The sequence below is a fragment of the Gibbsiella quercinecans genome (genome assembly GCF_002291425.1).
Lineage (GTDB): Bacteria > Pseudomonadota > Gammaproteobacteria > Enterobacterales > Enterobacteriaceae > Gibbsiella > Gibbsiella quercinecans.
The window spans coordinates 354,930-380,084 of sequence record NZ_CP014136.1; the positions used below are offsets into that span (position 1 = coordinate 354,930).

The 25,155-nt window shown below is 47.2% G+C and carries 11 protein-coding genes and 2 pseudogenes; 4 read left to right on the plus strand and 9 right to left on the minus strand.

The genetic code is table 11. From position 1 onward, the window contains the following. Positions 1–14: 14 nt before the first annotated feature. The 3 genes and pseudogenes from ACN28Q_RS01795 to ACN28Q_RS01805 form a co-directional block, all read right to left on the minus strand. Positions 15–959, minus strand: a complete 945-nt coding sequence (locus ACN28Q_RS01795; protein WP_095844758.1) for an ArdC family protein — start codon at positions 957–959, stop codon at positions 15–17. Between the two features lie 464 nt (positions 960–1,423). After that, positions 1,424–1,739 (minus strand): annotated as a pseudogene (locus tag ACN28Q_RS01800) (transposase); the annotation flags it as partial. Between the two features lie 65 nt (positions 1,740–1,804). Continuing rightward, complete coding sequence (locus ACN28Q_RS01805; RefSeq protein WP_095844759.1) at positions 1,805–6,145, minus strand: NACHT domain-containing protein; 4,341 nt, start codon at positions 6,143–6,145, stop codon at positions 1,805–1,807. 468 nt (positions 6,146–6,613) lie between these two features. Here ACN28Q_RS01805 and ACN28Q_RS01810 point away from each other — a divergent pair. Beyond that, positions 6,614–7,713, plus strand: a protein-coding gene (locus ACN28Q_RS01810) for an IS3 family transposase (RefSeq protein ID WP_095844760.1) whose coding sequence is annotated in 2 segments (ribosomal slippage) — positions 6,614–6,869 and positions 6,869–7,713 — 1,101 coding nt in all. Because the reading frame shifts where the segments join, the coding sequence is not laid out codon by codon here. A 643-nt stretch (positions 7,714–8,356) separates the two neighbouring features. On the opposite strand, the gene ACN28Q_RS01815 is transcribed toward ACN28Q_RS01810, so the two are convergent. Continuing rightward, positions 8,357–12,685, minus strand: coding sequence for an NACHT domain-containing protein (locus ACN28Q_RS01815; protein WP_095844762.1), 4,329 nt, complete (start codon positions 12,683–12,685; stop codon positions 8,357–8,359). 375 nt (positions 12,686–13,060) lie between these two features. Between ACN28Q_RS01815 and ACN28Q_RS01820 the strand changes: the two genes are divergently transcribed. Further along, complete coding sequence (locus ACN28Q_RS01820) at positions 13,061–16,687, plus strand: hypothetical protein (RefSeq protein WP_095844763.1); 3,627 nt, start codon at positions 13,061–13,063, stop codon at positions 16,685–16,687. A gap of 220 nt (positions 16,688–16,907) precedes the next feature. On the opposite strand, the gene ACN28Q_RS01825 is transcribed toward ACN28Q_RS01820, so the two are convergent. Then, on the minus strand, positions 16,908–18,194 hold the full coding sequence (locus ACN28Q_RS01825) for a BAR domain-containing protein (protein WP_095844764.1): 1,287 nt from the start codon (positions 18,192–18,194) through the stop codon (positions 16,908–16,910). A 308-nt stretch (positions 18,195–18,502) separates the two neighbouring features. Between ACN28Q_RS01825 and ACN28Q_RS01830 the strand changes: the two genes are divergently transcribed. Further along, entirely contained in the window at positions 18,503–19,180 is a 678-nt protein-coding gene (locus ACN28Q_RS01830) for a hypothetical protein (protein ID WP_095844765.1), read from the plus strand. A gap of 127 nt (positions 19,181–19,307) precedes the next feature. On the opposite strand, the gene ACN28Q_RS01835 is transcribed toward ACN28Q_RS01830, so the two are convergent. Further along, positions 19,308–20,555: a DUF3644 domain-containing protein gene (locus ACN28Q_RS01835; protein ID WP_095844766.1), complete on the minus strand. Its 1,248-nt coding sequence runs from the start codon at positions 20,553–20,555 to the stop codon at positions 19,308–19,310. Between the two features lie 286 nt (positions 20,556–20,841). Here ACN28Q_RS01835 and ACN28Q_RS01840 point away from each other — a divergent pair. Next, positions 20,842–21,872: pseudogene (locus ACN28Q_RS01840) on the plus strand (IS630 family transposase). A 198-nt stretch (positions 21,873–22,070) separates the two neighbouring features. Here ACN28Q_RS01840 and ACN28Q_RS01845 read toward each other — a convergent pair. From ACN28Q_RS01845 to ACN28Q_RS01855, 3 genes are all read right to left on the minus strand, one after another. After that, on the minus strand, positions 22,071–22,658 hold the full coding sequence (locus tag ACN28Q_RS01845; protein WP_095844767.1) for a hypothetical protein: 588 nt from the start codon (positions 22,656–22,658) through the stop codon (positions 22,071–22,073). After that, positions 22,648–23,364 carry a hypothetical protein gene (locus ACN28Q_RS01850; RefSeq protein ID WP_095844768.1) on the minus strand — a complete coding sequence of 239 codons (717 nt, stop codon included), beginning with the start codon at positions 23,362–23,364 and terminating at the stop codon, positions 22,648–22,650. Before ACN28Q_RS01850 ends, ACN28Q_RS01845 begins: the two co-directional genes overlap by 11 nt. 737 nt (positions 23,365–24,101) lie before the next feature. Further along, positions 24,102–25,064, minus strand: coding sequence for a quinone oxidoreductase family protein (locus ACN28Q_RS01855; protein WP_095844769.1), 963 nt, complete (start codon positions 25,062–25,064; stop codon positions 24,102–24,104). Positions 25,065–25,155 lie beyond the last annotated feature (91 nt).

Here is a 25,155-nt window from a genome sequence, read left to right on the forward strand (position 1 = left end):
CTTTCCCCCTTCCCTCAGGCTTTATCCATCAAATAACGATGCGCTTTGGATGCCGCGCTGGCGGCCTTGAAAATATAGCGTTTGTCGTTCTTCAGTGCTTTCAGCCAGGAAGCGATATAGCTTTCATGCTGAACCTCTCCGACAATCTCCAAGTCTGCCATCAGGAACGTGCTTCCCAGTTCGGCGATCAACTCCTCAAAAGCATAATCTTCACTGCCAAACTTCCCTTTCATTTCTCGGTTCAGCCGACTTTTCGCCCCGCTCCAGTGAACCAGCTCATGCAGGCCCGTAGCGTAGAAATTGGCCGCGTCTGCAAAAAGATACCGTTCCGGTAAGCGGATTTCGTCAGTTGATGGTGCAAAAAAGGCATTCTGTCCCTTCTCGATGATTGTTGCACCACTGGTACGGAAAAGCGCTTCCGCACGCGGTAAGGGCTCAAAGGTCTCTGCCGGGAAAACTACTTCGTTACTCAGAGGCAAACCATCAATTTGCTCAACATTAAACACGGTGAACGTCTTCAGCATCGGGATATAGTCAGTTTCTCCGTCGTCATTTTCCTTTTCCAGCGTGGTATAGAAAAAGGCGGTAGTGCCGTGATCTCCTTTACGCACCAGCCCGCCTTCCGCTTGCGCCTGTTTGTAGGTCATCCAACGTGAATCACTGAATCCCTGCTCGGACGCACTGCTCCACAACAACATGATATTCATCCCACTGTAAGCAGCACCAGTAGCGTAATTTGAGGGTAATCTTGACATGCCCGTTACACGCTGCCACGGGCAGGACCACGGTTTAACGCCTGCTTCTAGCGCAGAAATAATGCTGTCAGTGACGGTCTGATAAATATCAGTTTTGGTTTTGGAAAATTTCGTTTTTGAGGAGCCTGACGGGTCCAGCGGGGATATGCTGGTCGCCGCTGCGGTGTTAGGGGCGCTAACCTGGGTATGCAGGTAAATAGTCATGATTTTTTCTCCGTCAGTGGTGTGATTTTCGTCTTCGTATCGCCTGACGGTTCGCTTTCCCGGCGTCGTTCCAGCCTGCAAGGACGCAGAATGCGTGCTATTTATCCTTGCGGGATGGGTTGTGTTGGGAAACGATTAGCCGGAAGCTGACGCGGGAACGGAAACCACACGAGAGAAAAAACTTATCCTGCATAGACGGGGTATAGCGCCCCTTGCTTCGCAGTGGTGAAATGGGTTTGAGTTTTGTAGTGATGTGATAGATGCCCTTCCCAACATAGCCAGTGCCATACTTTCACTGACTGCGTTAACTCCGGAGTGACATCACATGAACAAGATCAGAGTTGTAGGTATCGATATTGCCAAAGCTATTTTTTCAGGTATGTGTCTAGATGATTGATGGTTCGGTTGTCTGGAACAGAAAATATCGCGTCAGAAATTGCTGGATTCGCTTCGCCAGCTTGAGCCGGGTAACGCGTCATGAGTGTCCAGATTAATGAGAACTTTTCAGGAGTCTGACATCAAGAGCTCGATAGCCTTTTTTCATTTATTATTTCAAAAACTTGTAACTTTTTCTTCAGCTGGCGTATTCCAGTTTATTCCGAGGTCATAGGAGGTTTTTTTGCGTTTTGCCCTGTAGATCCTTCCGAAACTGTTTTACCCATCGCGCAATTATGAAAAGGCCCCCCATAGCTCTGCTGCATCTGCAACGATAGAGTTTGGGTCAAGAACCAGTTGAGCAAATTCGCGTTTGAACTCTGCGCTGAAATTTCTGCTTTCCAATGGGTACCTGTAATGTACTGAGGTGAGCATATCACTTCTATTCAGGTGGCCAAATCAGTGTGCCACTACACATCTAACAGCGCTAGGGAGACAGGCCACGGCCTACCGGATGCGATGTCCGGATGGCGCGGCTCATCTTCTGGAATTCCGTATTCATCCCTGCTGCAGTCTATCTTACGCATCCAGTAGGCAGCTACGTCATCGGGGCCTCCGTCCGTCACCAATTCAAACAATTTCATCCGTAAACTGCCTGCCGGAACGGGTACAATTTCAAACGTACCTTGCCACGTTTCTGACGGAATATCTTGGGTGATCATTTTATTTATTGTTCGCCAATCCATAAATCTACGATTCAAGCTCCTCTCAAAATTGAGCAGTAATAGTACTCCCTCTTCGTCTGGGCTCTGCGCAATAATACGGGCGAGCGCCTCAAGGCCCGGTGAGATTGGTCCATCTATCAACAAACCGTATATGTACGCACGCAAACCAGAATGAATCTCAAGCAGGTTCCCAAGTATTTTCTCAAAATGCCAGTTATCACTGGATCGGCTTTCAAATACACCCTGAGCAGTTAAGTCGATGATACGGTGCACCGAAGATAGTGTTTCAAGACGTAAAGCGGTGGTTCTCCAGTGGTAGTTCGCATAGAGGCTTGTGTTTTCTTCGGCTAACTTGAAAAGGGCATCTTCTGCATATGGGGAAGGTGAATGGCAAAATCCTCTGACCATCTCTTCCAAAAAATAGGGATCCCGATATGAGGCAGGCAGACTACGAATGACGCTCAAGGCTTCTTCAGGCTCCTTCATAAACGGTAAAAGCCGTAACCACGCTTTTAATTGATACCCTTGCCCCTCGCTTAATATCCACGGTTCAGCGATTGCTGCCTCTATAAGCTCAACGGTACTTTCAACAACGACCTTTGTATCTATACCATCTCCCGATAGCACGATGCTGGTAAGCAAATCTGCTCGTATTTGCCTCGGTGCAACTGCAATGAGAGTTTTGATAACATCATCACGCCGCCCATGGGGCAACTGCGATGCAATAATACCCAGTTCGACAGCAAGCTGTTTTTGTTCGCTCGTCGCGTCTTGCGTAATCAGTTGGTCAATTGCGTTAAATATAGCTTCTGCTTCAAGAGATGTTTCATCAGGGGAGTGGGTTAGAGCCATATGTTTCGCCTTCACATTTGAGAAATCAACACCACTTAAAAATCGTTTTCCACTTGATGGAGCGTTTAACGTTCGCCATTGTTCGGCAAGGACTCGTGCCGCTAGCGCACCAAAATATTTGTCACACAGATACGTCTGCATAATTGCAGTTGTTTCTGGAGATTGAATTGTCTGAAAGGCGCTCTGATATTCGTTGAGCATCGGGGTTCTAGCCTCATTAACCGCTTCGCATGGTCTCCACCCGGCTGTCTCCGCTTCTTTTCGAAACTCTCTGTAACGCTGGAGGTTATCGTCCAGCAGTTGTTTCAAAAGAGGTAACTGTTTCACTGATGGGGCAAGACTCGCAAGCATTGCAACTCTTGCTTTTACCCTACGCTTTGCTTTTTTCGAAGCAAGCATACGATTAGCCCACTCTTCAAATAACCGTTGTATTACCAGAATAGTGTCTGCATCGAAAGATCTGCTATAAGATTCCTCACCGTTGGGATGGGATAAAAGCAGGTCAGTAAACAATTCAATTAGCCTGTCTTCGGCCGGTACAGCTCGCTTGAGAATAGCGTCAACAAGGCTTGAACCTTGGGCAGAGCCAATACGAGTTCTCAGCCCTTGATAGCGTTTCCATTTGGACTCTTCGTATTTACCTTCGGCCTGATTACATAACTCAAGATCGGCCAATACATCAATAAGATGACCAACAGCCCCTGGCCCAAGTACTGAGGCCGCGGCGTTAGCACGAGCGTCATAGTCTTCAGGGTTAACCAGCACCAGATTCACCAGCATTTCATCTTCTAAAGTAAATCTGGCTGATGCCAGAATAGCGCCCACACTAGTACAAAGTGATCGTCCAGCCCTTACACGCTCTAATAATCCCTCTGCAACAGTTTGAGGGTAACTGCGGTGTAGCTTATCGATCAGCTGTTCTTCATTTGATTCAATCTCCATTGTGCTGATGATGCCAACTAATTCAGCGTAATCGTCCTCAGTATTCTCTGTAGCGATCAGCGCGCGAAGCCGATTAGAGGGTGATACGGCCTGCATTTCTTGCCGCTTATGTGCTGTCGCGAGTATTTCTCTAACGTTTTCATCCTGTATCTCATCGGCAACGCCTTTGCTCACAATCAGATCTAAGATTGTGCTATTCACCTCTCGCAACATTTCAGCCACATGGAGATCTGCTCGCCGAAATACCAAAGCATCAATGACAGAGACTTGGACCTGCGAATCAGGGTCATTCTTCGCAATGGAGACAGCAAGATCGAGGCCATCGATACCACTGCGAGATGCTATCTCGGATAAAAGTAATGAACGCATTCTGGGAGACAGGGTATTGATTATTTCTCCTGCCGCCTCCCCGAAAATCGAAGTCCTGAATATTCTGCAATTGCGTAAAGCATGAAGGCTGATCTGCTCATCTTCATCAGAGATCAACGGCCAGACATAATCAAGGAATTCAGGACGGCCAGATGTAATCATGAAACGGACAGCGCGATCCACTGTTCCTGGCACATGCCAATGAGCCACGAGATTCTGAATAACAGTCGATATTTGCGACCATACATCGTCTGTTGATCGAAAAATCATCTCTGCAGCGAGAATTGGGTCGACCTCAAATGCAGCAATTATCGCCTTGCTACAAATAACCTGCTGTTTCGCATCACTGTATGCCATACGCTCTATGGCAAAAAGTATGGCTTCTTCCCATCTGGGATAGTTAAATACCTCTGCTTTAAGTGCTTCTCGTGTTTCCCGGGCATTGATGTCCGCAATCAACCGGCGTTCAACCAAGTGAGAGGCATACCATTCCTGAAATTGCTGATGCTGAAACGAATAACCAGGAGTATTCCCTGTACGCATCAGTACATGATTGCTGACGAGCACATCTAGTACAATTTCTGGTTGGGGTTTGATCGCTATCTGCCCGCTGTCCACCAGCAAAGTTGCCGTGTCGGATATCGATTTCCGTGCACTAAAGTCAACAATAGTTGAGTTAACTACCCGCGTGGCGACTTCAGCTAGCCCTTTCATGTAGTTTTGCTGAAATCCATAAGTACCGGAATACAACGCTTCGGCATGACTTGCTTCCTTTTCATGCGCCTCAACAAAATGCCGAAGTATTTGTTCTTTTGTTGTCGGAACCGGGGCGTTTTCTGGAAGTGAGGTCAACGCCATCAGATAGAGAGGTATTGTTACAAGTTCACGTAGGCCAGCGGTACGCCAGGCTTGATCCAAGATCCTTTTGCCATAATTCCCGCGTAAGGCAACTGCGATCTGGATTTGCTGATCCTGATTAAGCGGTAAAAGTGTTACATGTGTTCCTTCAAAAGGAATGTCCCGAGATTGCTTACGCGTCGAGATGATAAAGCTAAGTTCAGGCAGCTCTGCTTTGAGTCTGGTGATTTGAGTTCGAGCACGGGTACGTGCGCTAGCATCCAATTCGTTCCAACCATCGAGTAGTAACACAACACCAGGGTGATTAGCGACCTTACGCAAGTCATCCTCTGAAACATCTCGGAAAGCGGGTCGTTTAAGAATAGAGTCGAGGATCGTCGTATTTTCGGTAGCCCAATCCCCCAGCGACACGACAAGAGGCGTACCAAGGTTTGTAGTCAACATACTTTCCGCTATCTGGAAAAGCGTTGTGGTTTTACCCATTCCTGGCCCGGCGACAAGAATTAAATCATCCAGCCTTATAGCCATCCCTGCGATCGCACTGGTTATTACTGGCTCATCTAAACCTTGAATATCTAACATGAGAGCCACAGACGAACCAGGCCATTTATGGGTTCGACGGAATACCTCGAGATCATTTACGGCAGCAACCCGAGCCCGCATCACTACCTCTGTATCTGCACACCCTCCAGTACCACGAACCACATCGCTATGCAGTACCCTCTTCCAAGCTTCTATTTCTGCCTCTCGTTTCCACTTGAGCAGTTTCTCTACGGTAAACTCTGGATCGCTTGAATCTATTGCTTTACCGTGATCGCGGCACATCCACATACCGTTCTTGGCAGAAGATCGCTCCTCCGGTGACATATTCCCGTCATAGCGAGGCCCACCCGGAGCAGCAGCACATATATGTGCTGCTGTACCGATGTTGATTTCACTTTCCCCATCTGACGTTGCGCCTACTGTCCACTTACGGCACATAGGGAATGAGCATAACCATCCAACACGCTTCGCGATCTGGAGTTTGGTTCTCTCAGAGAAATCATCTCGATTATTCTTGGCCATGCACCCTCAGCAAACACTATGAATATTTACCAAGAAATATATCTGAATCCAAAGCTCATTGGGAAATTATTCAGTGCATTGATGTGATAAATAACCAATTAATTTTAATTAATTTCAATTATATAGCTGACGAGAGGTATGATTTCCAAAGAAGCAATCAGAAGCTGGTAGCGATTCGTTCAAGGAGTTAATGTCAGACATTGGCAATGCACACATTCATCTCCTCATATCATTGATAATTTTGGGTTGAACGGTATGTTCGATACCAATAACCATACTTAATGAATGGCCATATAATTAGCATCATCTATAGCGGAGATACTCAATTAACGTAATCAGTTTTCTGGAACAGCGTACTAAATTTATCCACTAACTGTACCCTGTTTCAGTGATCTCCTCCCTGAAAACAGTACCAGTCTAAACTGAAGTCTCCGGTCTTTCTTCCCGCTCACAGAGAGGCTTATTGCCATGAAAAAGACCCGCTATACCGAAGAACAGATTGCGTTTGCGCTGAAACAGGCCGAAACCGGCACCCGCGTCGGGGAAGTTTGCAGAAAGATGGGCATTTCTGAGGCCACTTTTTATAACTTGAAGAAGAAATTCGCCGGTCTGGGCATGACGGAACTGCGACGTCTGCGGCAACTGGAAGATGAAAACCAGCGGCTGAAGAAGCTGGTCGCTGATCTGAGTCTGGATAAAGAAATGCTGCAGGAGGTACTGAAGCAAAAGTTCTGAGGCCGGCTCAGAAGCGCCAGGCGGTGCATTTCCTGCAGGAAGCATACCGTATCAGCGTCCGTCGGGGATGCGGGTTGCTGATGCAGAACAGAACTGTCTACCACTGGCAGAGCCGGCGTGACGATCGGGCGATAACCCTGCGTATCCGGGAGATTGCAGAGACCCGGATACGGTATGGGTGTCCGCGTATTCATATCCAGCTGCGGCGGGAAGGCTGGCGGGTTAACCATAAGAAAACACACCGGATTTACTGTCTGGAAGGTCTCAACCTGCGCAGAAAGCGCCCCCGCAGACATGTCAGTGCAGCACATCGCCTGCAACGTCCAGTGCTGACCCATATCGATCAGTGCTGGAGTATGGATTTCGTGTCGGATAATCTGTTTAACGGGCGGCGTTTCCGGGCGCTGACTGTAGTCGATAATTTTAGCCGGGAGTGTATGGCGATCCATGCCGGAAGGTCGCTGAAAGGTGAGGATGTGGTCGGTGTGATGGAAGGGTTGCGGGTGCTGGGTAAGCACCTGCCGGTACGTATTCAGACAGATAACGGCAGCGAGTTTATCTCAAAAAGTCTGGATAAATGGGCGTATGAACACGGAGTGACCATGGACTTCTCGCGCCCCGGAAAGCCGACAGATAACCCGTTTATTGAATCATTTAACGGCAGTCTGCGGGATGAGTGTCTGAACATTCACCGGTTCCTGTCACTGGAAGATGCGCAGGACAAACTCGACAACTGGCGCAGGGAATATAATCATGAGAGAACACATTCATCATTAAATGATATGACTCCGGCTGAATTTATCCGAAGTCTCCGGAAAGCCGAAGATCTCTGATTTAGCACTGCACTGATTTTGGGCCAGGGTCAATAGCAGAAGGCTTTGATCTAACGCGAGCCAAGTGAAAAGAAAAAGATGTTTAAAAATCGGGGGTGGCTCCTGGGTTATCAGACAGTGTTTGCGGAAAAACTTGGGGTACGTTTTGTAGACAGTGGTGTGAACATCGCTATGCTGAACAACTCATTTTGGCTCAAAATCAGATGCAGCACTCTAAGACTTTATTGCGTATCACACCAATATACGCACCGAGTGCTCTGGTTAAACATCTAAATCCTTTTTTCCTTAGCGACCATGAACGCGTACTACTCATTGATATTGAGATCAAAGGCAGTAATGTAGATAACATGTGGTTGCTGAGAAACACGTTGTATGTTGATAGCCAGAAGCTCGAAACAGTATTTTCAAAGGTCAGAAAATTCTCCACCTGGTTCGATAGAGCGTACCCTTTGCGGTTGTACCCCCGCAAAAGGCAAAATAACAACCTGCTATAAATGCTTAAGATTAACAAAATCCCCCTGTCAATTATCACCAATGGTGAGAATTTGATCCGTAAGCAAAACATTTTCAATGTGTCGATCCCGATAAATCACACAAAAATCCGTGCATTAGGCATGGATAGGCTGCACTGACTTGCTACATATCAGAGCCACGGCCATTGAGTTTGCTTCATGGTTTTAGTCCAAAAAAGTGAATCTTTTAGCTTTGTTCGTCGCTTCTTGCTCGCTGAGTTAAGCAGATCCATATTCAGATCCCAGTATTTGCGTAAAGATAATTTAAGTACTTTCAAGCGGCATCGCTTTAGCCACAATCTCGCTCTTTTATCCATAGTTGCCCCCAATAGCAAGTGTGCAGCGATTGCCTCACTATCGGTAGTCGCCTGGATATAACAGTTGAACCAATGTCGGGCCCAGCGATTTCGCTCGAAATTTTGGCGGCTGGTTTTGTATACGTCTTCCAGCCAACCACCACGTGGTATTCGCTTTTCGATCTCCCCCCAAGCAAGCTCCACTCTTTGACTTTCGTTGGCAAAACCCAGTAGTGTGGCGGACATTGCCAGTGACTCTGTATCTCCAGAACTCACAAGCTCAAGTACCTTGTCTACCAGCCATGCCGTTTGCCCATGATCTTCAATCTGATTCAAAAGATCGGCGATATCCTGATCGTTAACAACATCCATAAGGGCTTTATTGCGAGCCACATCAGCTATATCGTTAAAAGCTATAAACGGCAGGCAAGCCATGCCCGTTATTTTGAAAGAGTCATCTTTCATTGCCTTTTTGAAGTTGTCCCAAAGTATCAATCCCAATTCCGGGCGTCGGCTCATCAATGCTTCCGCCATCACAAGCAATGGAAACGCAGCCATTAAGTCGACGCTGGATACTCTAATCTCATTCTTAATCTTCTGCTCCAACCAACACCAGAAGTCCTCATCTACACGGTCAAGCAACGTGGCAACTGCAGGCTTATGATTAATCAGAGGGTCAATATTTATACTTCTTCCGGGTGAGTGAAGCCCGTCAATTGCACCTCGGATATAATTCTCATAGCTTCGAATAGCATCTGGATTATCTGGCTCACGTTGCAACCAAAACGCCATAATTTCCTTATCGGCCCGCTCCAACAGCTCAGGGCGCTTAAGAGCCATGCTTACATTCAACAAGGCAACAGATCGATTGTAGCGTTGCTTTCTGTCGGTAACGTTGTTAGCCGTCCAATTGCTGTTTGCAATAATATTGTAGACATCGGGATTAGTGGAGTAAGCGGAAAGCCCAATAGCCAACTCTGCAATTTCATCATCTACATGACAAAGCAATGCAGGGAGCTCCGACCACCCATCGATCGAGCTACTATCGGCAAATTCTTCGAACAACATGAGCCAACTCAGTACCGTCTCGCGGTTACTTTCAATCTCAAATCGCCCAAGGATCGACCTAATGTCATCTTGAGTAAAATTTAACAGATCAATATTGATGCTACCCATTAGCCTCCGATCGCACGCTTCCTTTAGTAAAAACTCCAGTTGCACCAATCCATTACGGCTAGCAAGTTGCAGATCCAGACGTCTAGCGTGCCACCAGTTGAGCTCCTTATGTATTTCAGGAGAATTTTCCTTTAGGACAAAATCGATCCCTGCTTCAAGTACATTGCGTTCATCATCGTTCAATATTGTCAGGAAACCGCGCATTTGCCTCAAAAGCTGTCGAAGAGGTACAGCTGTCATTCTTTCAGCGCCAGTAACCCGCTCACCAACAACCTCGCGTAGCCGGTTCGGATTGGTTCTCGCCAGAATCAGCAATTTGCGACTTGAGGTAACATCAACATCAAAATCAGCAGGACGAATGTGCTCGGCGTCTTTGATCTTATCGGGATCAACATCAACCCTAGGGTTAAGAATGTCATCTTCTGGCATTATAGGGCGTCGACCCGACGTATTGCTAATGGGCCCTACTGATGTATTTAGTTGCCGACGCTTGTTTTCAGATTGTGGATCGGCGAGAGCTTCAAGAAGCCAGCGCGCAGCGTCAAGCGCTAGCTGATGCCCGGTCTCGTGCAGTCTGTCGACAAGGTCTAACATCTTATTACGTGTTTCCACCGAATCCATACGATTAAGCCGCAACATCCAGGCCAGCTCATCAAAATGACTGTTACTGCCCATCACCGCCCGCGAAATACCCCAGGCAGCGATTGCTTCGATGAAGCGAGCCCGCGGCAATAATGAGATGATGCCGAAGACACGATGACTGAGCCAACTCGGGTTACCGGGACCGCAAAGTTCTATCGCCGGAAAAGCTTCGCGCCCCTCAAATTGCTGCCATGCATCTAGGTTTGCGGCTGTCTTTTCTTGCCGTCGCAGCGAATTTGGCGACGTCTGATCAATACGTCCCAAGACGGTACCTTGTAGCGGGTCACTCCAGAGCAAACCAAGCCAATATGTGATTTTAGCCTCGATCAACGGTGCGACAGCCTCGAACTGATAAGCGTTAGCCAGTCCCTTGATCATAATTTCATCTTTTACGATTGAACCAGAGCTCTCCCCGAGCCAAATCTCCTCTACGATTTGCAGGACTAGTTCAACATCAAGCCCGATGATTCGCCAAAAAGCTTCAAAATCGAGACTCGAGAAATTCTGCTCGGATATCCATCGGCTAAGCAGTGCCCGTCGAACCTGACGTGAGACAGTATTGTCGAGCAAGGCTGTAGTGACAGCTGCTCTGAGTATTTTCACGCCAAGGCTCTGCCCACTAAAGGGGTCGATATGTTCAGCGATAATATCGTTGGCTGTGGCATTCCCATCAGTTGGTTTCAGATGGTGGACCAAAGCCATCCCCAACGCGAATGGTATCAGTGTGGGATTGACTTGGAACCGGTTGGCTTGTCCAGTGGGAACAAGCCATTGTCCAGAAATCAGTTCAGCAACCGTTGATAGCAGATCTGCTCGATCTTTACCGCTGTCTCGCCCCAACTGTTCAATAACACTATGCCGGGTAAGGCTTGTATTATCGATTGAGCTACGCAACTGCATGCCGAGTTCCGTAATAAACATTTGAAACTCGGCATCGCTTATCGCCAACTGTGCGCCACGCAACTCAATACGATGTTTCCAGTCTTCGAATGCAAGCCGTTCCGGCGTGATGTCACCACTCGCAATCAATTCCTGCTGTAGCTCAATCGCCAAAGCTGACAAGCGCGGAACCTTCATCAACGAAAGCATGGCGGTGTTAAAGTTCTCTCTGCTTAAATCATGTTCCTTGAGCAACGCATCAAGTTCACTGTCGTCAAAACGGTCTACCCGAATTTCGCTTGGTCTTGGGATCAAGGACCCGAGTTTTTGCAAATCATTCCAGTGGTCGGGCCAACAACTCATCAGAATAGAGATGCGATGGTTCCACTTGTCATCGAAAGCAGGCTGAATGAGGTCTGCCCAATCTTTTTTTTGCCAGTACTGATTTAATCCATCAATCATCAGCAAGATCTGTGGCCCGTCCGTTCTAAGCTTTACCCATTGCGCTATTCGACGTTGCCAGAACTGAACGCTGCCATGGCTAAGACGCTTTTCAAGAAACTGTGCAATTAATTCACTGAGCGAACCCTGCCCAACCTCCTTTGCAGGTACAAAAAGAGTCAAGGGAAGATCAGCCGCGGCGTTGATCCGTGCGTGCCACCATGACAAAAATAGCCAAGTCTTGCCCAGCCCTTCATCCCCAAGCAGCACTGAGGGCCTACCTGATGTAACCCATTGATCAAGTTGCACTTCATATCTAGGACGAGGAATTCTAGCGCGACCTGGATCGAGTACATCATTGAACTTCCCCCCGAGTCTGCTGGCGGCATTACGGTCATTGCTCAGACCAGTAAGCATCCATTGCTTCATTGCCTCAGTCGCAGCTGCATAGCCGATATCAGGAGCAGTTAGCCGGCACTGGAGGCGATCTGCTGCAGCAAGAAATTCTGGGTGGGATCGGATAGCCGCGGTTATTTCATTGATGTTATCAATACCGTTAAGGTGTCGGTTGAGCGCAGTTTTGGCCTGGATACACAGGACAGCAAGGTCGGGAAGTTGCCCCGGTTCGGCGGGCCAGTCGAGTATCAGTACGGTGATACCAAGCCCCTCCCCTACTAGCGTTAGCTCTTCGTTATCGGTAGCACTGATTGCTCTTGTTGCTGCAAGTATCCAAAGATCCGTTCCATTCTCGCTACGACTTGTTTCAAAAAGCTTGGCCTTTAGAGCATCCACTTTTAGGGTTGTGTTTTCTCCGTAACGTTTTGCTTCAAGAGCAACTTCGAAGAGGTTTAAACCAAGCGAGCGAACATCCGATCCGCCTTGCGGCCCAGACTTAGCAAGTCCAAAATTAAGTTTAGTCACTTCGACCAATATGTCGCGAAGCAATCCTTCAAAACCAAGCGAACCAGCAGGGTCTAATGAACGCAAGGCCTTAGCCAATTGTGACTTGGCATCATTAAATTCCATTCTTTGCCTCATGAAACGTTTTGAGTATCGCAGAAAAATCAAGAACACAGCTATAGAGATGAACGCCCGGCGTTGATAGCATCGATTTCCCATCATGAATGATGTTGCAGCACCAATCAGGATCCGTTCTCGATGTTCGCTTTTAGCTTTGAGTTCAAATGATCAATGCAACACACTAGTTAAATCGCTCTGCGGGTGATTCATATTCTAGCGTTTTTCTGGGTCTCTCGGTGAGCTATGGGTCAACACTATAGAATCTTTGCTGGCTATGAATTGATAAGTCAGTTCCTTTTGGAAAATACTGTCTGAGTATCCACCATTTTGCTGGATAACTTGACGCGTGAGAATGTGAGCCTTGTACTCAAGGAAAAAATTGTGGAAGGATTTGAAGAAGTGCCCCCGTTAGACGGAATGTTTGCACCGTTAGATGTTCGCAGCGAGCTTAAACAGGCGTTCGTGCGCTGGCTGCCCAGACCCTACGACACCCGCGTCGCTCTTGGGTCAGGAGAAAAGGTGAATGAGCTGGATCTGCTTAGCCTGTGCGAACATTGGCGCCTGGAGTATCCCGGAGAAGCGAAAGACCTGGCAAAAAGCTGGGACGAATCTGAAGAACGGAAGGCTGATGATGGTCCGTTTTTCAACGAACTCGTCCGCCTGGGCTGGGTTTTCTTTGATGGTGGCCGTTGGATCATGCAGGGAACCCCACTGGGAACACTTTCTCTCATCAACTACCCGAGCCCGAGTACAAAAATCTTTCTTGAGGGTCTCAGCAAGCCCCGACTTATTGCAAAGACTGACCAGCAACCGACGGCAGTTCTTGCTCTCGCAAAGAAAATTCTGGCTGAGTTTTGGCTTGAGCAGTACGTTCCGATTGAAAACCCGGAGTGGTTCCTGAGTCGATTATGGGAGCGACTTTGCCCTGCCGAGCCTATTAATACTGAAAATAATGTGACTTCATTGCAGGCGCCCGTGTCTGAAAATAGGGCTTCATTTAAAGCTGCCAATACTGACGCTGTAGACTGTGCTTTCCTCGAGTGGACAGCTTGGTGCCATGTCATTAGAGGTTATGGTAAATGGGAACGTCAATGGTCGCTCTCACAGCAGCGATTCTGTCGTGAGGCGGCGCACCGCGCCCTGGCTCGTCAAACGCTGTGGAACGGGTGGGACTGTGATCTTGCTCGTTATGTAAAGGTACTGCAGGAAACATATGCGATCCCTCTGAACCAACTGCGATTCGCAAGCAGTGCGGGAAAGGCGCCACCGCGTACCATAGTTGCAAGGGCCGGCTGGCTTGCAAGTCGCGAAGTCGAACACCTCATGATGGAGCGGCTCATGATGCAACGGCACGGTCAGAATACGGTCAACTTTGCGTTTGGTCTGCTATGTTCCGAACTTGAAAAGACCGATATTGGGCCAGGCATCATGGCTGCAGCTGAGGCAATTCTGTCTTACGCGGTGAATCATCCTATGGCTTTGTTGCAGCTCCGATTCCGTGTCGATTCCAATCCTGGGCTGCTGGTCGATATGCTTTTATACCGGCCAACTGCATGCCTAGCGGCCAAATGGACTATTGAGTGGCAGCCTAAATCGGGTCGCAACAATGATCTTAACAGAGGCCGTGAAGCTCAAACCAAAACATTTGCGGTGCAGGATTCCCTGTCGGTCATTGCTTACCATTTAAACGCAAGTTCGATAAGTCTTGAGGAGTGCGCGTCTTTGATTACCTGGTGCTATACCGATAGCACTGGCATGGGACGGGCCATTGCAGATCCCCGTCGGCCCGTTGGGCGCCAGCTTCTGGGGATATTCGCCAAGCAAGATGAACAAGTTCAATCTGAAGTGTTACGACACCTCGTGGATCAGGCTGCCTATGAGAACAATATACCCCGCGCGTGTTTTTCCGGTGTACTGGATGGGATGAATAGCCTCCCACTGGTGACGGAGGCTGCAATAAGGCCAGTTATTGCACTCTACTCAGTGTTTGCGCGCAAGCAGCGCTTAGATTGGACAGACGTTGCAGGATTATCGTCAGACATGGCCGGGCGCCTCGTTGCAGCAGCGTGTGCGCAAGCCACTTCTGACCGTGATGCATTTCTGATTCCATTTGACGGCATGGAGCTTATTCATGAGGCTTCGCGCGATGAGGAACCCACTGTCCGCTCCTCTGTTGCCCGGACGATGAGAATACACATACGACTGCTCGCACGTGCCGTATCTGGATGGCCTTACGAAACCTTACCTTCGGTGCTCTGCGAAATCCTTAAAAAGCTTATTTCACGCAGTGTTATTGAGCATGATGAAAAAGGGAGAATTGGCGCCCTTACGGACAGATATAGCCCCACACACTCTCAGAGTCGGGAAACGGGGTCACCTGCACAGGATCTTGCATCCGCGTGGAGTAAACTGGACAAAAGCAATCAGGGAGACTTGTTGCAGGTATTCGGACAATCTGACGATCCCGTTTTTCTCGCCGAGCTTTGTCAGTTCCTACCCACTACAGCAAAACCCGGTATCAAAGCAAGATTGCGGCAACTCAAACCAGCTGAAGCATCGGTATTCTGGACCTGGCCCGAGTTACACCATCGTATTGAAACCTTATTGATTGCTGGGGAATATGAGCTTGCCCGGGAACATCTGGAGGATGTCAGGCAGGACTTAGGTAAGGCACCCCAGCAGTACTGGCTTGCACTTTTTGCTCTGGAGTTACAACTGTTTTTAAAAGAGGAGAAATGGACTGCACTGGATAGCACGACGATCCCATCGAAGCTGGATGCGGCGACAGCGCGGCAAGCAAATGATCAGCTTGACTTCTACAGAGCGACCTCGCAGCTTTTGCGCCCTGGTGGCGATCTTGCAAGTGCCCGGACTGAGCTGCAGCGTCTTTCATCAAAACCGGGTGCAAGTTCAACATACAGAGATAACTACTTTGCTGTCGCTATTCAACAGATTATTGGACCCACTTCTCACCCGCTGAGCGGGGCGGACAAGTTGACCGGAGAACGTCTGCTTGGAGAAATTAACAACGCTGTTGCTGCTGATAACAAGCTTGCAAGTAATTCATTACTTGCCAATCGTGCATATCTCTTATTCGCCCTACAAAGGCCTGCAGCGGCGCTGGAAAGCGTAGCTAAACGTCGCAGTGCAGTGCGAAGCTCAGAGTTAGAAATGGTCGTCGTACTTGCAAAATACAAGATGGGGCATCAGGACGAGGCAATGGCAATTCTTGATACGGCCATTAAAGAATTCGAGACGGACAAGCGTCTTGTCTTGTTGAAGGAGGACCTACAGGCAGGTACTCCTGCATCCAGTGTCACTTCTGCAACGGTTGCTGTCGACTCTATTTCATCTATACGTGCCGCCTTGCAGCAGTTGTCTCAGCTCCCAATTTCCCAGGTTGGAGACGTTCTCGGTCCACCTGGGCTTGGTTTCCGTGGATATCTTATACGAGAAGTCTCCAAAGCCGTGGCATCACTTCAACGTATAGCAGGGATGCTCCGCGACAGGAAAAACTCAGCGGATGAAGCAAGGATCGAGAATGACCTTAACAGTGCAGTGCGAGAGATTCTAAGTGCCTCCCTTGCATTAGCTAAATGGGATGTTGCTGACCAGTCTCTCGGTGGAACAACGGCAAACGGAAATCCCGGCGAGAGAGACGCGGTCATTCGGGTGTCGGGACAAGAAATATCTGTTTATGAAGCACTCGTTTGTAAAGGATTAGACAGGACAAACATCAAGAAGCATTTCGACAAGCTGCTGGCATACGGAACTTGCGATATCTATTTTCACGTTATTTACTCGTATGCACAGGATGTAAAACCCCTCCTTGATTATGTCAGGAGAATGCTTGAGCATGAAATTTTACCATCGCTCTCATACCGTGGTTGCGAGGCATTGACGCCTCCTGATTTTGAGACAAGCGGCTATTTAGCGACCTATAACGTCGACCATCGGGAAATAGCTGTAGTGTTCCTGATTGCTGACCTTAAAATCCGAACCGCCTGAGCTGGTGCTGAGGATTCAGACGGTCACTGAAACGCCCTATTGATATGCGACTGATGGAGGAGTGGAATGGTAAGTGTGGTGAAATTATTGATCATAGATATACCTCTAAAGGCGGTAGCATTAAAATACTCACTGCTTCAACCTAACCGTCAGCCAAGTAATATTTCGCGCAGAATAACACCCCTCATTTTTGTGCTGGGTAAACCATTGAATAATATGTTCATTCTTTGTTTAAGCGCTCTTGCGGCGTTTTCCACTTCAGCAACCTTTCAATCGCCGAATCCTCTGACAAGAACTGGCGAGCCAGTTGCAGCCGTTCCATAACCTGCACCTTCTGCTGTACATCAAGCGTTGCCGTATCTGATTCTGCTTCGTGAAAAAACTGCTCCAGCCGTTTGTCTTCAGCCCACTGAACCATAATAGATTTCAGCTCAGTACGGCTGGCACGGTAAGCTTCCTCTTCCCGACCTATCCGCTCCTTTTCAAGATATATGGCGAATTCCCGATCACGCTGGACACACCACTCCTCAGCTTTGATTCTGGCCTCTTCTAGCTGCTTTGAAATTAGCGGAACAGCCTTCTGCATCGCAGAAATCATATTAGGGATCTGGCTAATCAACCCACACTGTTTTGTCTGCCGGAACTGAACCAGCCATTCTGCGGAAGAATAAGGCGAGTAAAGTTGCAACAAAAATCGCCCGGTAGGTAGGGTATGTTTCGATACGTGTATCAAAGACTCAATATTTTTTCCCCGTATCCACCGTCCCATCTGTTCGTCACGAACATAGCGATTTTTGACTTTTTTCGCCGGAACATACTCCGTCATTTCAGCAAGATTAAACCCAAAGTACATATCACCGACACAAATAATACTTGGCGTATAAGGCCGCCATAAATTGTCCCAGCGATATCCTCCCGCTTTTAGATCTTCCTTAATATCAATATCCATACGATGTAGCCTTTCTCCCGGAGCACCCAGCGTTACCCTATAACCCTTTTTTCCCAGAGCTTCAGTGAACCGACTCAGGAACTCAATTGCGTTATCAAATCCAGAATCAGAAACGTTGAGATCCAGTAATTTCTTTTTTGCAGGTTTATAATAGCCATCTTCAGTAACTGAGGAGACTGGCAGATACATTTTAAGATCATTTATCAATCCATAGCCATTACTCGTAACAGAAGCTTGCTTTTGGACTACTGAAGATGCTGCTTTTAATGCCGTAATGGCAGAAGATTGCATTGATGGATTGTCATTCTCACCTACCTTTACCACCTTAACCTTTTTCAGAGCGGGAATTGCAGGCGCAGTCCCTTTCGCCAGCGCTTTCCAATAACCAGCAAGCGGCCTGGGTATGCACATTGCGCTGCATCGTTTTGCCAGTAACTCAGAACTGATACCATACAGCACAGTTATACGTTCCGCGGGCTCGCTCCAGACCAAGTGGTACAGCGTTTCCCGATCCTGGGGTAAAGTCGGTGCGGCATCGTGTGGATTCATCTCTGACATTGCGTATCCCCTCCTTTGGCCTACATTATCAGAAATCTTTGCATGTGTTGGTAATTGAAAGAAATCTGACCTGCTTTCCATTGATTGGTGTACTAGGGTGTTAGAAATGTCCATTTCATGCTGACAGTAGGAAATCCCATGAGGAAGCTTTTAGCGAAAAGTGGATATAGTATCTTTCACTTAAAATCAAGCACCTCGTATTTCTGCGATATCTCTCAATAACTTTAATTTATTATTTTTATTGAAATATGCACAACATCCAAGTTACCCTGATAAATTATACCAATATTTTATTTTGAGTAATATAAATGGATATTAATTTAAAAAAAGTCTATAAGCATATGATTAATTTAGGCACAGGTTCACTTGCTCATGCTAACTACCTTGCTCATTTTTATGACATGAATAATTCTATGTGGTCCCAATTGGGCGTCTTACAGGCAGCCCATGCTTGTGAAATTTTTCTCAAAGCTCGTCTTGCTCAGGAACATCCTCTTTTAATTTTTGAGTCATTACCAAAATCAACAGCTGATTGTGTAAATAAAACAACAGGGTTTCTTGATTTTGAAAGTTTATTAGAAAAAGGGCAAGCAATTACTTATTCAGAGTTACCTGAGAAGGTTTGGGCTGCGACTGGCAAGAAGATTAACAACCTTAAGTTATACAATGACTTTGGAAAGTTGAGAAACTCCATTCAACATTTTGCTGCTCCAAATATAGATGTATCACAACTGACATCTCAGTTTATTTATGAGGTTATAGATCCATTTATAAATTCCGAGTGGGATATGTGCGCTATGGATTTTTGTGATGACTCTGGACAGTATGAATTTCTAATCCCTGTACTGGCTCAGAGAAATATTTACTTTAGGGTCTCGCAGGGAATACGTGGTGGGTTAAATGAACTTTCAAGTCTTGTTGCAGATGGAACAATTGCATATCAGAATGAAATGACGTCAAGAGGACGTAAGGCAGGGCTGATATAACCCCCTATATTAAAGTACGTGCGGAATGATATTAAAACGCAATCATTTATATATGATTGCGTTTTAATTAACAATTATTTAGTCAGTGTAACTATGGAGCCAAACAGTTTGTAATTAATTTATTGTGTTAGTAGGCGAGAATCTTTTTTAGTTCATCTTTATCTTTATATACAGCCAAAATAAAGCGGACCCATTCCTGGCAATACAGATATCCATCGAACCCCTCAACGTAACCACAATATTTACCTTTAAATTTCTTGTCGTTTTCAATAGGCCTGGCCTCATAGTGCTTCCAAAATTTGGTATGAGTTGTAATATTGAAGCTTTTTTCTTTCTTTTGAACTAATGAAACAACTTTTGTTGGCTTTAATTTGAATTGATTTTCGACATTCTTTATGAAAGCTATGCCAGACTCATATTTTTCCACTTCATCTTCACTCAGATTACTGACATTTATGAATTCAATTGCTAAATCTGATTGCTTGGCATTTTTTCCGACTAGTGGCACTAGTAACGCTCTTAATCTATATTGCTGGCTTTGAACTATATCATCAGAGAGTTCATTTTTATAATCAACCATAAAATTTTTAACCACATTAAAATTTTCAGTTTGAAATTGTTTTATGGCATCAATTTGTGCTTGCTGAGTAGCCCTTGTCAACTGCATTGCAAGAGCCAAATTAATCATCAGTGCATTATCCTCTCCAAACTCTTTTATGATAATATTTTCAAAATTATTAATCGCAGCCTGACACTCACCAAATGTTAATAAATCAATAGCTGGAAGCCCCCGATGTTCAATTATATTCCTCAGTCCAATGAGAAACAGTAAATTTGCTTTTTCAGCAGACTCAATGCCGGGCCAATACTCTTGACAGCAGGTTTTTAACTCCCATGCCTTCTCTTGCCCATCTACTAACTTAGGACTTCCATCATCTTCGAGATAACTATAGGACATACCATTTTTGGCGAAAATAGCGTGAAAAAGAGAGGTGTATGCAATAATAATATTTACTATGAAACCGAAAGTTTTGAAGTCAGTAAAAGGATTATTATATGTCGCGACTGCAAGCAATGCAAACTCCCTGGCTTTTTTTAAATTAACACTTCGTTCTGATTGAGGGATTGAATCCATATGCTTCTGAGTGTTTATATATCGAAAATCTTCCTTGCTAATATATTTCACTCCAAGAGTGGTATATTGCTTACCATCTCTAGAAATGAATTTATTCCAAGTTTTGGTTGGATATGTTTTACAGGTTTGGACTTTCCATCCTGTGGCTGCTGCTAACTCCTCTATCGTAAACGATTCTTGGATTTTCTCTCTCGAAACTAAAAAATCATATGCCAGGTCAACTTTATCAAACTTGCTCATTATAAATACCCCTCATCTAAATGTCTTATTGCTGAAGCGGAAATTTTCACCAGAAGTGCTCGCATGTTGTTTCTATGGTTTGAAGTAATTGAAGTCAACAATACAGTCACAAAACTTTAAATTCAAACACATGTATAACTTACATCGAAGACATTATTAATCCCAGCTTAGTAACGTCCGCTTCTAAATAGCTGCGCGGAATAGTAGATCACTTTAAGGGAACTCAGCCCGGATTGTGCGATCTGATCAATCGCCAAACATCACAAATCACCCACCGGACTGAGCGATGCCGCTCATAGCACCAATACCCCGTACCGAACGACGCATGATGCAGAAAACCATCCACAGAACGCGCGATAAAAATCATGCCCGCAGACTGACTGCAATGCTGATGTTGCACCGGGGAAGTCGTGTTACTGACGTTGCCAGAACGCTTTGCTGTGCCCGTTCGTCCGTGGGACGCTGGCTTAACTGGTTTACCCTGTATGGTGCTGAAGGCCTGATATCTCTACATCCGGGCCGTGAACGCCGGTGGCCATTTGAGCAAATTTGCGCACTATTGGTACAGCTTATCAACCGCTCTCCCGGTGATTTTGGTTATCAACGTTCCCGCTGGAGTACTGAACTTCTGGCAATAAAAATCAACGAGATAACTGGCTGTAAACTTCATCCTGGCACTGTCCGCCGCTGGATGCCATCAGCGGGGCTGGTGTGGCGCAGAGCGGCCCCCACTCTGCATATACGCGATCCGCACAAGAATGAAAAAATGGCGGCCATCCGCAAGGCTCTGGATAAATGCAGCATTGAACATCCGGTGTTTTATGAAGATGAAGTGGATATTCATCTCAATCCCAAAATCGGTGCTGACTGGCAGGTACGTGGGCAGCAAAAACGCGTGGTCACACCCGGACAGAATGAAAAATATTATCTGGCAGGGGCGTTGCACAGCGGTACAGGAAAAGTCAGCTACGTGAGCGGTAGCAGCAAAGCTTCGTCTTTGTTTATCAGCCTGCTTCAACACCTGAAAGCGACGTACCGCAGAGCCAAAACGATCACGCTTATCGTGGATATCTACATTATTCACAAGAGCGAAAAAACACGAAACTGGCTGAAAGCGAATCCCAAATTTAACGTTATTTATCAGCCTGTATACTCGCCATGGGTGAATCATGTCGAACGGTTAGGCAGGCGTTGCACGATACGATAACCCGTAATCGTCAATGCCGTTCAATGTGGCAGTTACTAAAAAAAGTTCACCATTTTATGAAAACCGCCAGCCCGTTCCCCGGAGGGAAACATGGTCTGGCTAAAGTGTAGCGGTATTAGGCGCGGCTATTTAGATTGCCCCTGATATGCAAATGAGAATTATGCATATACACTTCTGGTACAAAGTCGCCACCAAGAAAGAATCTAGGTTTGCAGCGTGCCCGCTGTTGGTCCTGCTCCGGGCATGGTTTTTCTGAGGAGAGCAGTGAACCTAGCTATAGGCTGCTTCGAAAAGTAATTTGAGTACAGTTACTCTTTCCATGGAACACGCCAGGTACCGCCATCTTGCTTGTCTCTGTACGGCCCACCGCCATTCTCACGTTCATCTGTCCGGAAACATTTTTTACCTTCCTCGCAGAAGGCCCATTTTAGACGGGAATTATGGATCTGCTCATTAAGAGATGACAGCTCCGCTCGACGTTGCTGAACCTCGTCCAGTGAAGGGATCAGATATAAAATGGATGCGATGAAAACCAGTATCAATATAAACTGTGTGCCTAGAATATAGCACCAGCTCCTAAAATTGAGGTTCTTTGCCGCTTTCTGATACTGCTCTGTTGCTGTTTTGGCTGCATCATTTGCTTGTTGAAACTTGACACTCAGCAGCTCCGCCGCCCGGTTGGCGGTTGTTTCCGCTGAACTATTTATGTTGTGGCGAACACCATCTTCTAGCTTCTGTAGATTGGCATTCATCTTGGTGACAAAAGAAGCCAAAGCCACTGTTGCTTCTCTAGCTTTCTCACCGTCACGCTCTGCTGCCTCGCGCAGTTTTTCGGCAGCGTCAAAGAACAACTGAACATCACGGTCCGTTAAGCGTTTGTCCACGTTATCTCCCATAGCTCCATCCTCGCTCCATTCGCAGTTCTTTTTTCTCAAGCTCCAGTTCCAGTGCTCTTTCCATTTTCAATTCCCTTTCTTGTCCGTATGTCATCCATTTTTGATGGGACATGTTCAGCGCCATCAGATCCTCCAGCGCAACAAATTCCATGCCGCCACCAGAGCCCACAACCACGATCAGCGCGCCAGAACCTGTTTCTCCCGTACCCTGGCACCAGCGAACAAGCTTCAGATAATCCTTCTCCTGTCTATCCCGCTCATCGTTTCTCGACGAAACAACATCATCCGCCACGGATTCAATGAACCTCTCCAAAGCAAATGGCTTTTTAGCAGGTTTTTGTGTGTCGAATGCATCAAGATAAGGAGAAAAAAATGCTTCAACCCCTTTCAAAGGAATTGGTGCCGTTTCCACGTACCAGTGAACTCTGCGGGAGATTCTCAGCATTTCCTGCTGCTCTTGTATAGTCGGTAATAGTTTCCTGTACCGGGTGAGTTCCTTTTTAGAGCGGTTCCCCTGTGCCTTGAACTCGATAAGCCGCAATGTACCTGGAAAATCTAGCAGGACATCACCTAGCGCCTTATCTTCCGGAGTCTGCTGCAACAAACTGACAGCCCCCGGAAGATATCCAGATTTGAGCCTTCCCCCTATGGAAACGCCCAATCCATAAAGGAAATTACCAATCACCACGTTTTCATACAGTTTCACGATCGTCCTTCCGCTGCTCAATAACCACGTGATATTTTTCTTTCATACATCTTTTCCGAGAACACCTTCAACTATGAAGTTGTCTGCCTCATGGTGCCATACATTATTTATTATTATCAAAACATTATCGTATAGCTACATACTGGTCTCGTACCACCGGGCCAAGTCAGCACTGATGCCTGCCCTGAGCCATCAATCTGTCTCTACCGTTCTCGGCATACTGCTGCCTAATCAAGTGTTGCGGGATATGGCAGTGAATCCGACTGTGGAGAGTTTTAAAAAAATATTTGTAAGCTATGCTTAACCCATACTTAATCTGACACATTCATTATGACCTGCTCCTCATCTTTGAACATATTGTTAAGTCTGAAACGTCCGCTTCGGAATAAACAGACTGTCAGCTGTTACAGTACAGGGAAAGCCCCTCGTTACTCGCTCCGACTGCGCTTCCTACAAGGAACACCATTATAATGATCACCCATGCAGTGGAACTGCTCAAACCAGATTTATGTAATCCGGCCTATTGGTGGTCACTCTGGTGGTCTTGACAGGGCGAGCTTTCAGGTTTAGCTTACTTATTAGCCAGTTACTGGCAAAGGTGATCCCAGTCAGAGAGCCAAGATTTAAAAATCCCGCTTAAGGAAACTTAAGCGGGATTTTTGCATTTCATGCATCCTTGTGTACATAGATTAAACAGTGGTGTATCTGATGCAGACTGATTGCCCACAGACGGCGAATCAGCCGCAGACAAGAACGACACGTCCGGGCGTAGGATTGCCTTCGACATACGCATGGGCCTGTGCCGCATCGGCAAGCGGAAAGGTCCGGTCTATGAGCACCTCAAGCCCCCCATCGGCTGCCTGCGCCAACATCCGGGAAACCGTCTGGTGAACCTCGAGCTTTTCAAACTGCGTTCCCATGAATACGCCGAACAACGACTGATTCGCCTGAAGCGCGGGCCACAGCTCAACCTGCAGCGTTGGTCCACCGGCGTTGCCGACGAAGACCAAGCGGCCTTCCGAACGCAACATCCTCAGGGAGTCCTGTATGGTTGTTCCCACCGGGTCCACAATAAGGTCGACACCTCGGGCCTCGGTCAAGCGCATGACCGTCTCCACCACGTCAACTCTCCGACGGTCGATTGCATGATCCAATCCAAGTGCCGCTAAGTGTTTGCCCCTTTCCACACCGGATACCGTCCCGAGCACTGTTGCACCAGCCTGATGTGCGAGCTGTACGGCGGCGCTTCCCACGCCACCGGCCGCCGCCTGGATCAGGACGGCTTCGCCACGCTTCAAGCCGCCGCGCGCGAAAAGGCAGTGATGCGCGGTTCCATATGCGATCGGCAATGCTGCTGCGATCGCCATGTCTAGGCCCTTCGGTACCAGCCAAGTCTTGCTCGCGGCTACGGCGCGCAATTCGGCATGCGAGCCCGACACATCGAAGCTTGTGACCTTCTGACCAACCTTACGGTCGTGAACATCGCAGCCCACTGAAACGACCTCGCCTGCCGCCGCATAGCCGAGGACGTAGCCAGGATAAGGCGGCGGCGATGACGCGCGGTTGATCAGGTCTCCTCTTTCCAGGGCGGCAGTCTCTACCCGAATGACAACGCCGTTGGGCGGACAGACTGGATCGGGAACATCCGTATAACGAAGGACATCCGGTGATCCGGGTTGATCATAGACAACTGCTTTCATCGCTTACCTCGACCGAACTGATTCAGGGTGCCGAGTCGCGCGGCGTAATGGGCCTTGCCGTTCAAGCGTTCGATCGGCACTCGGTGATCGT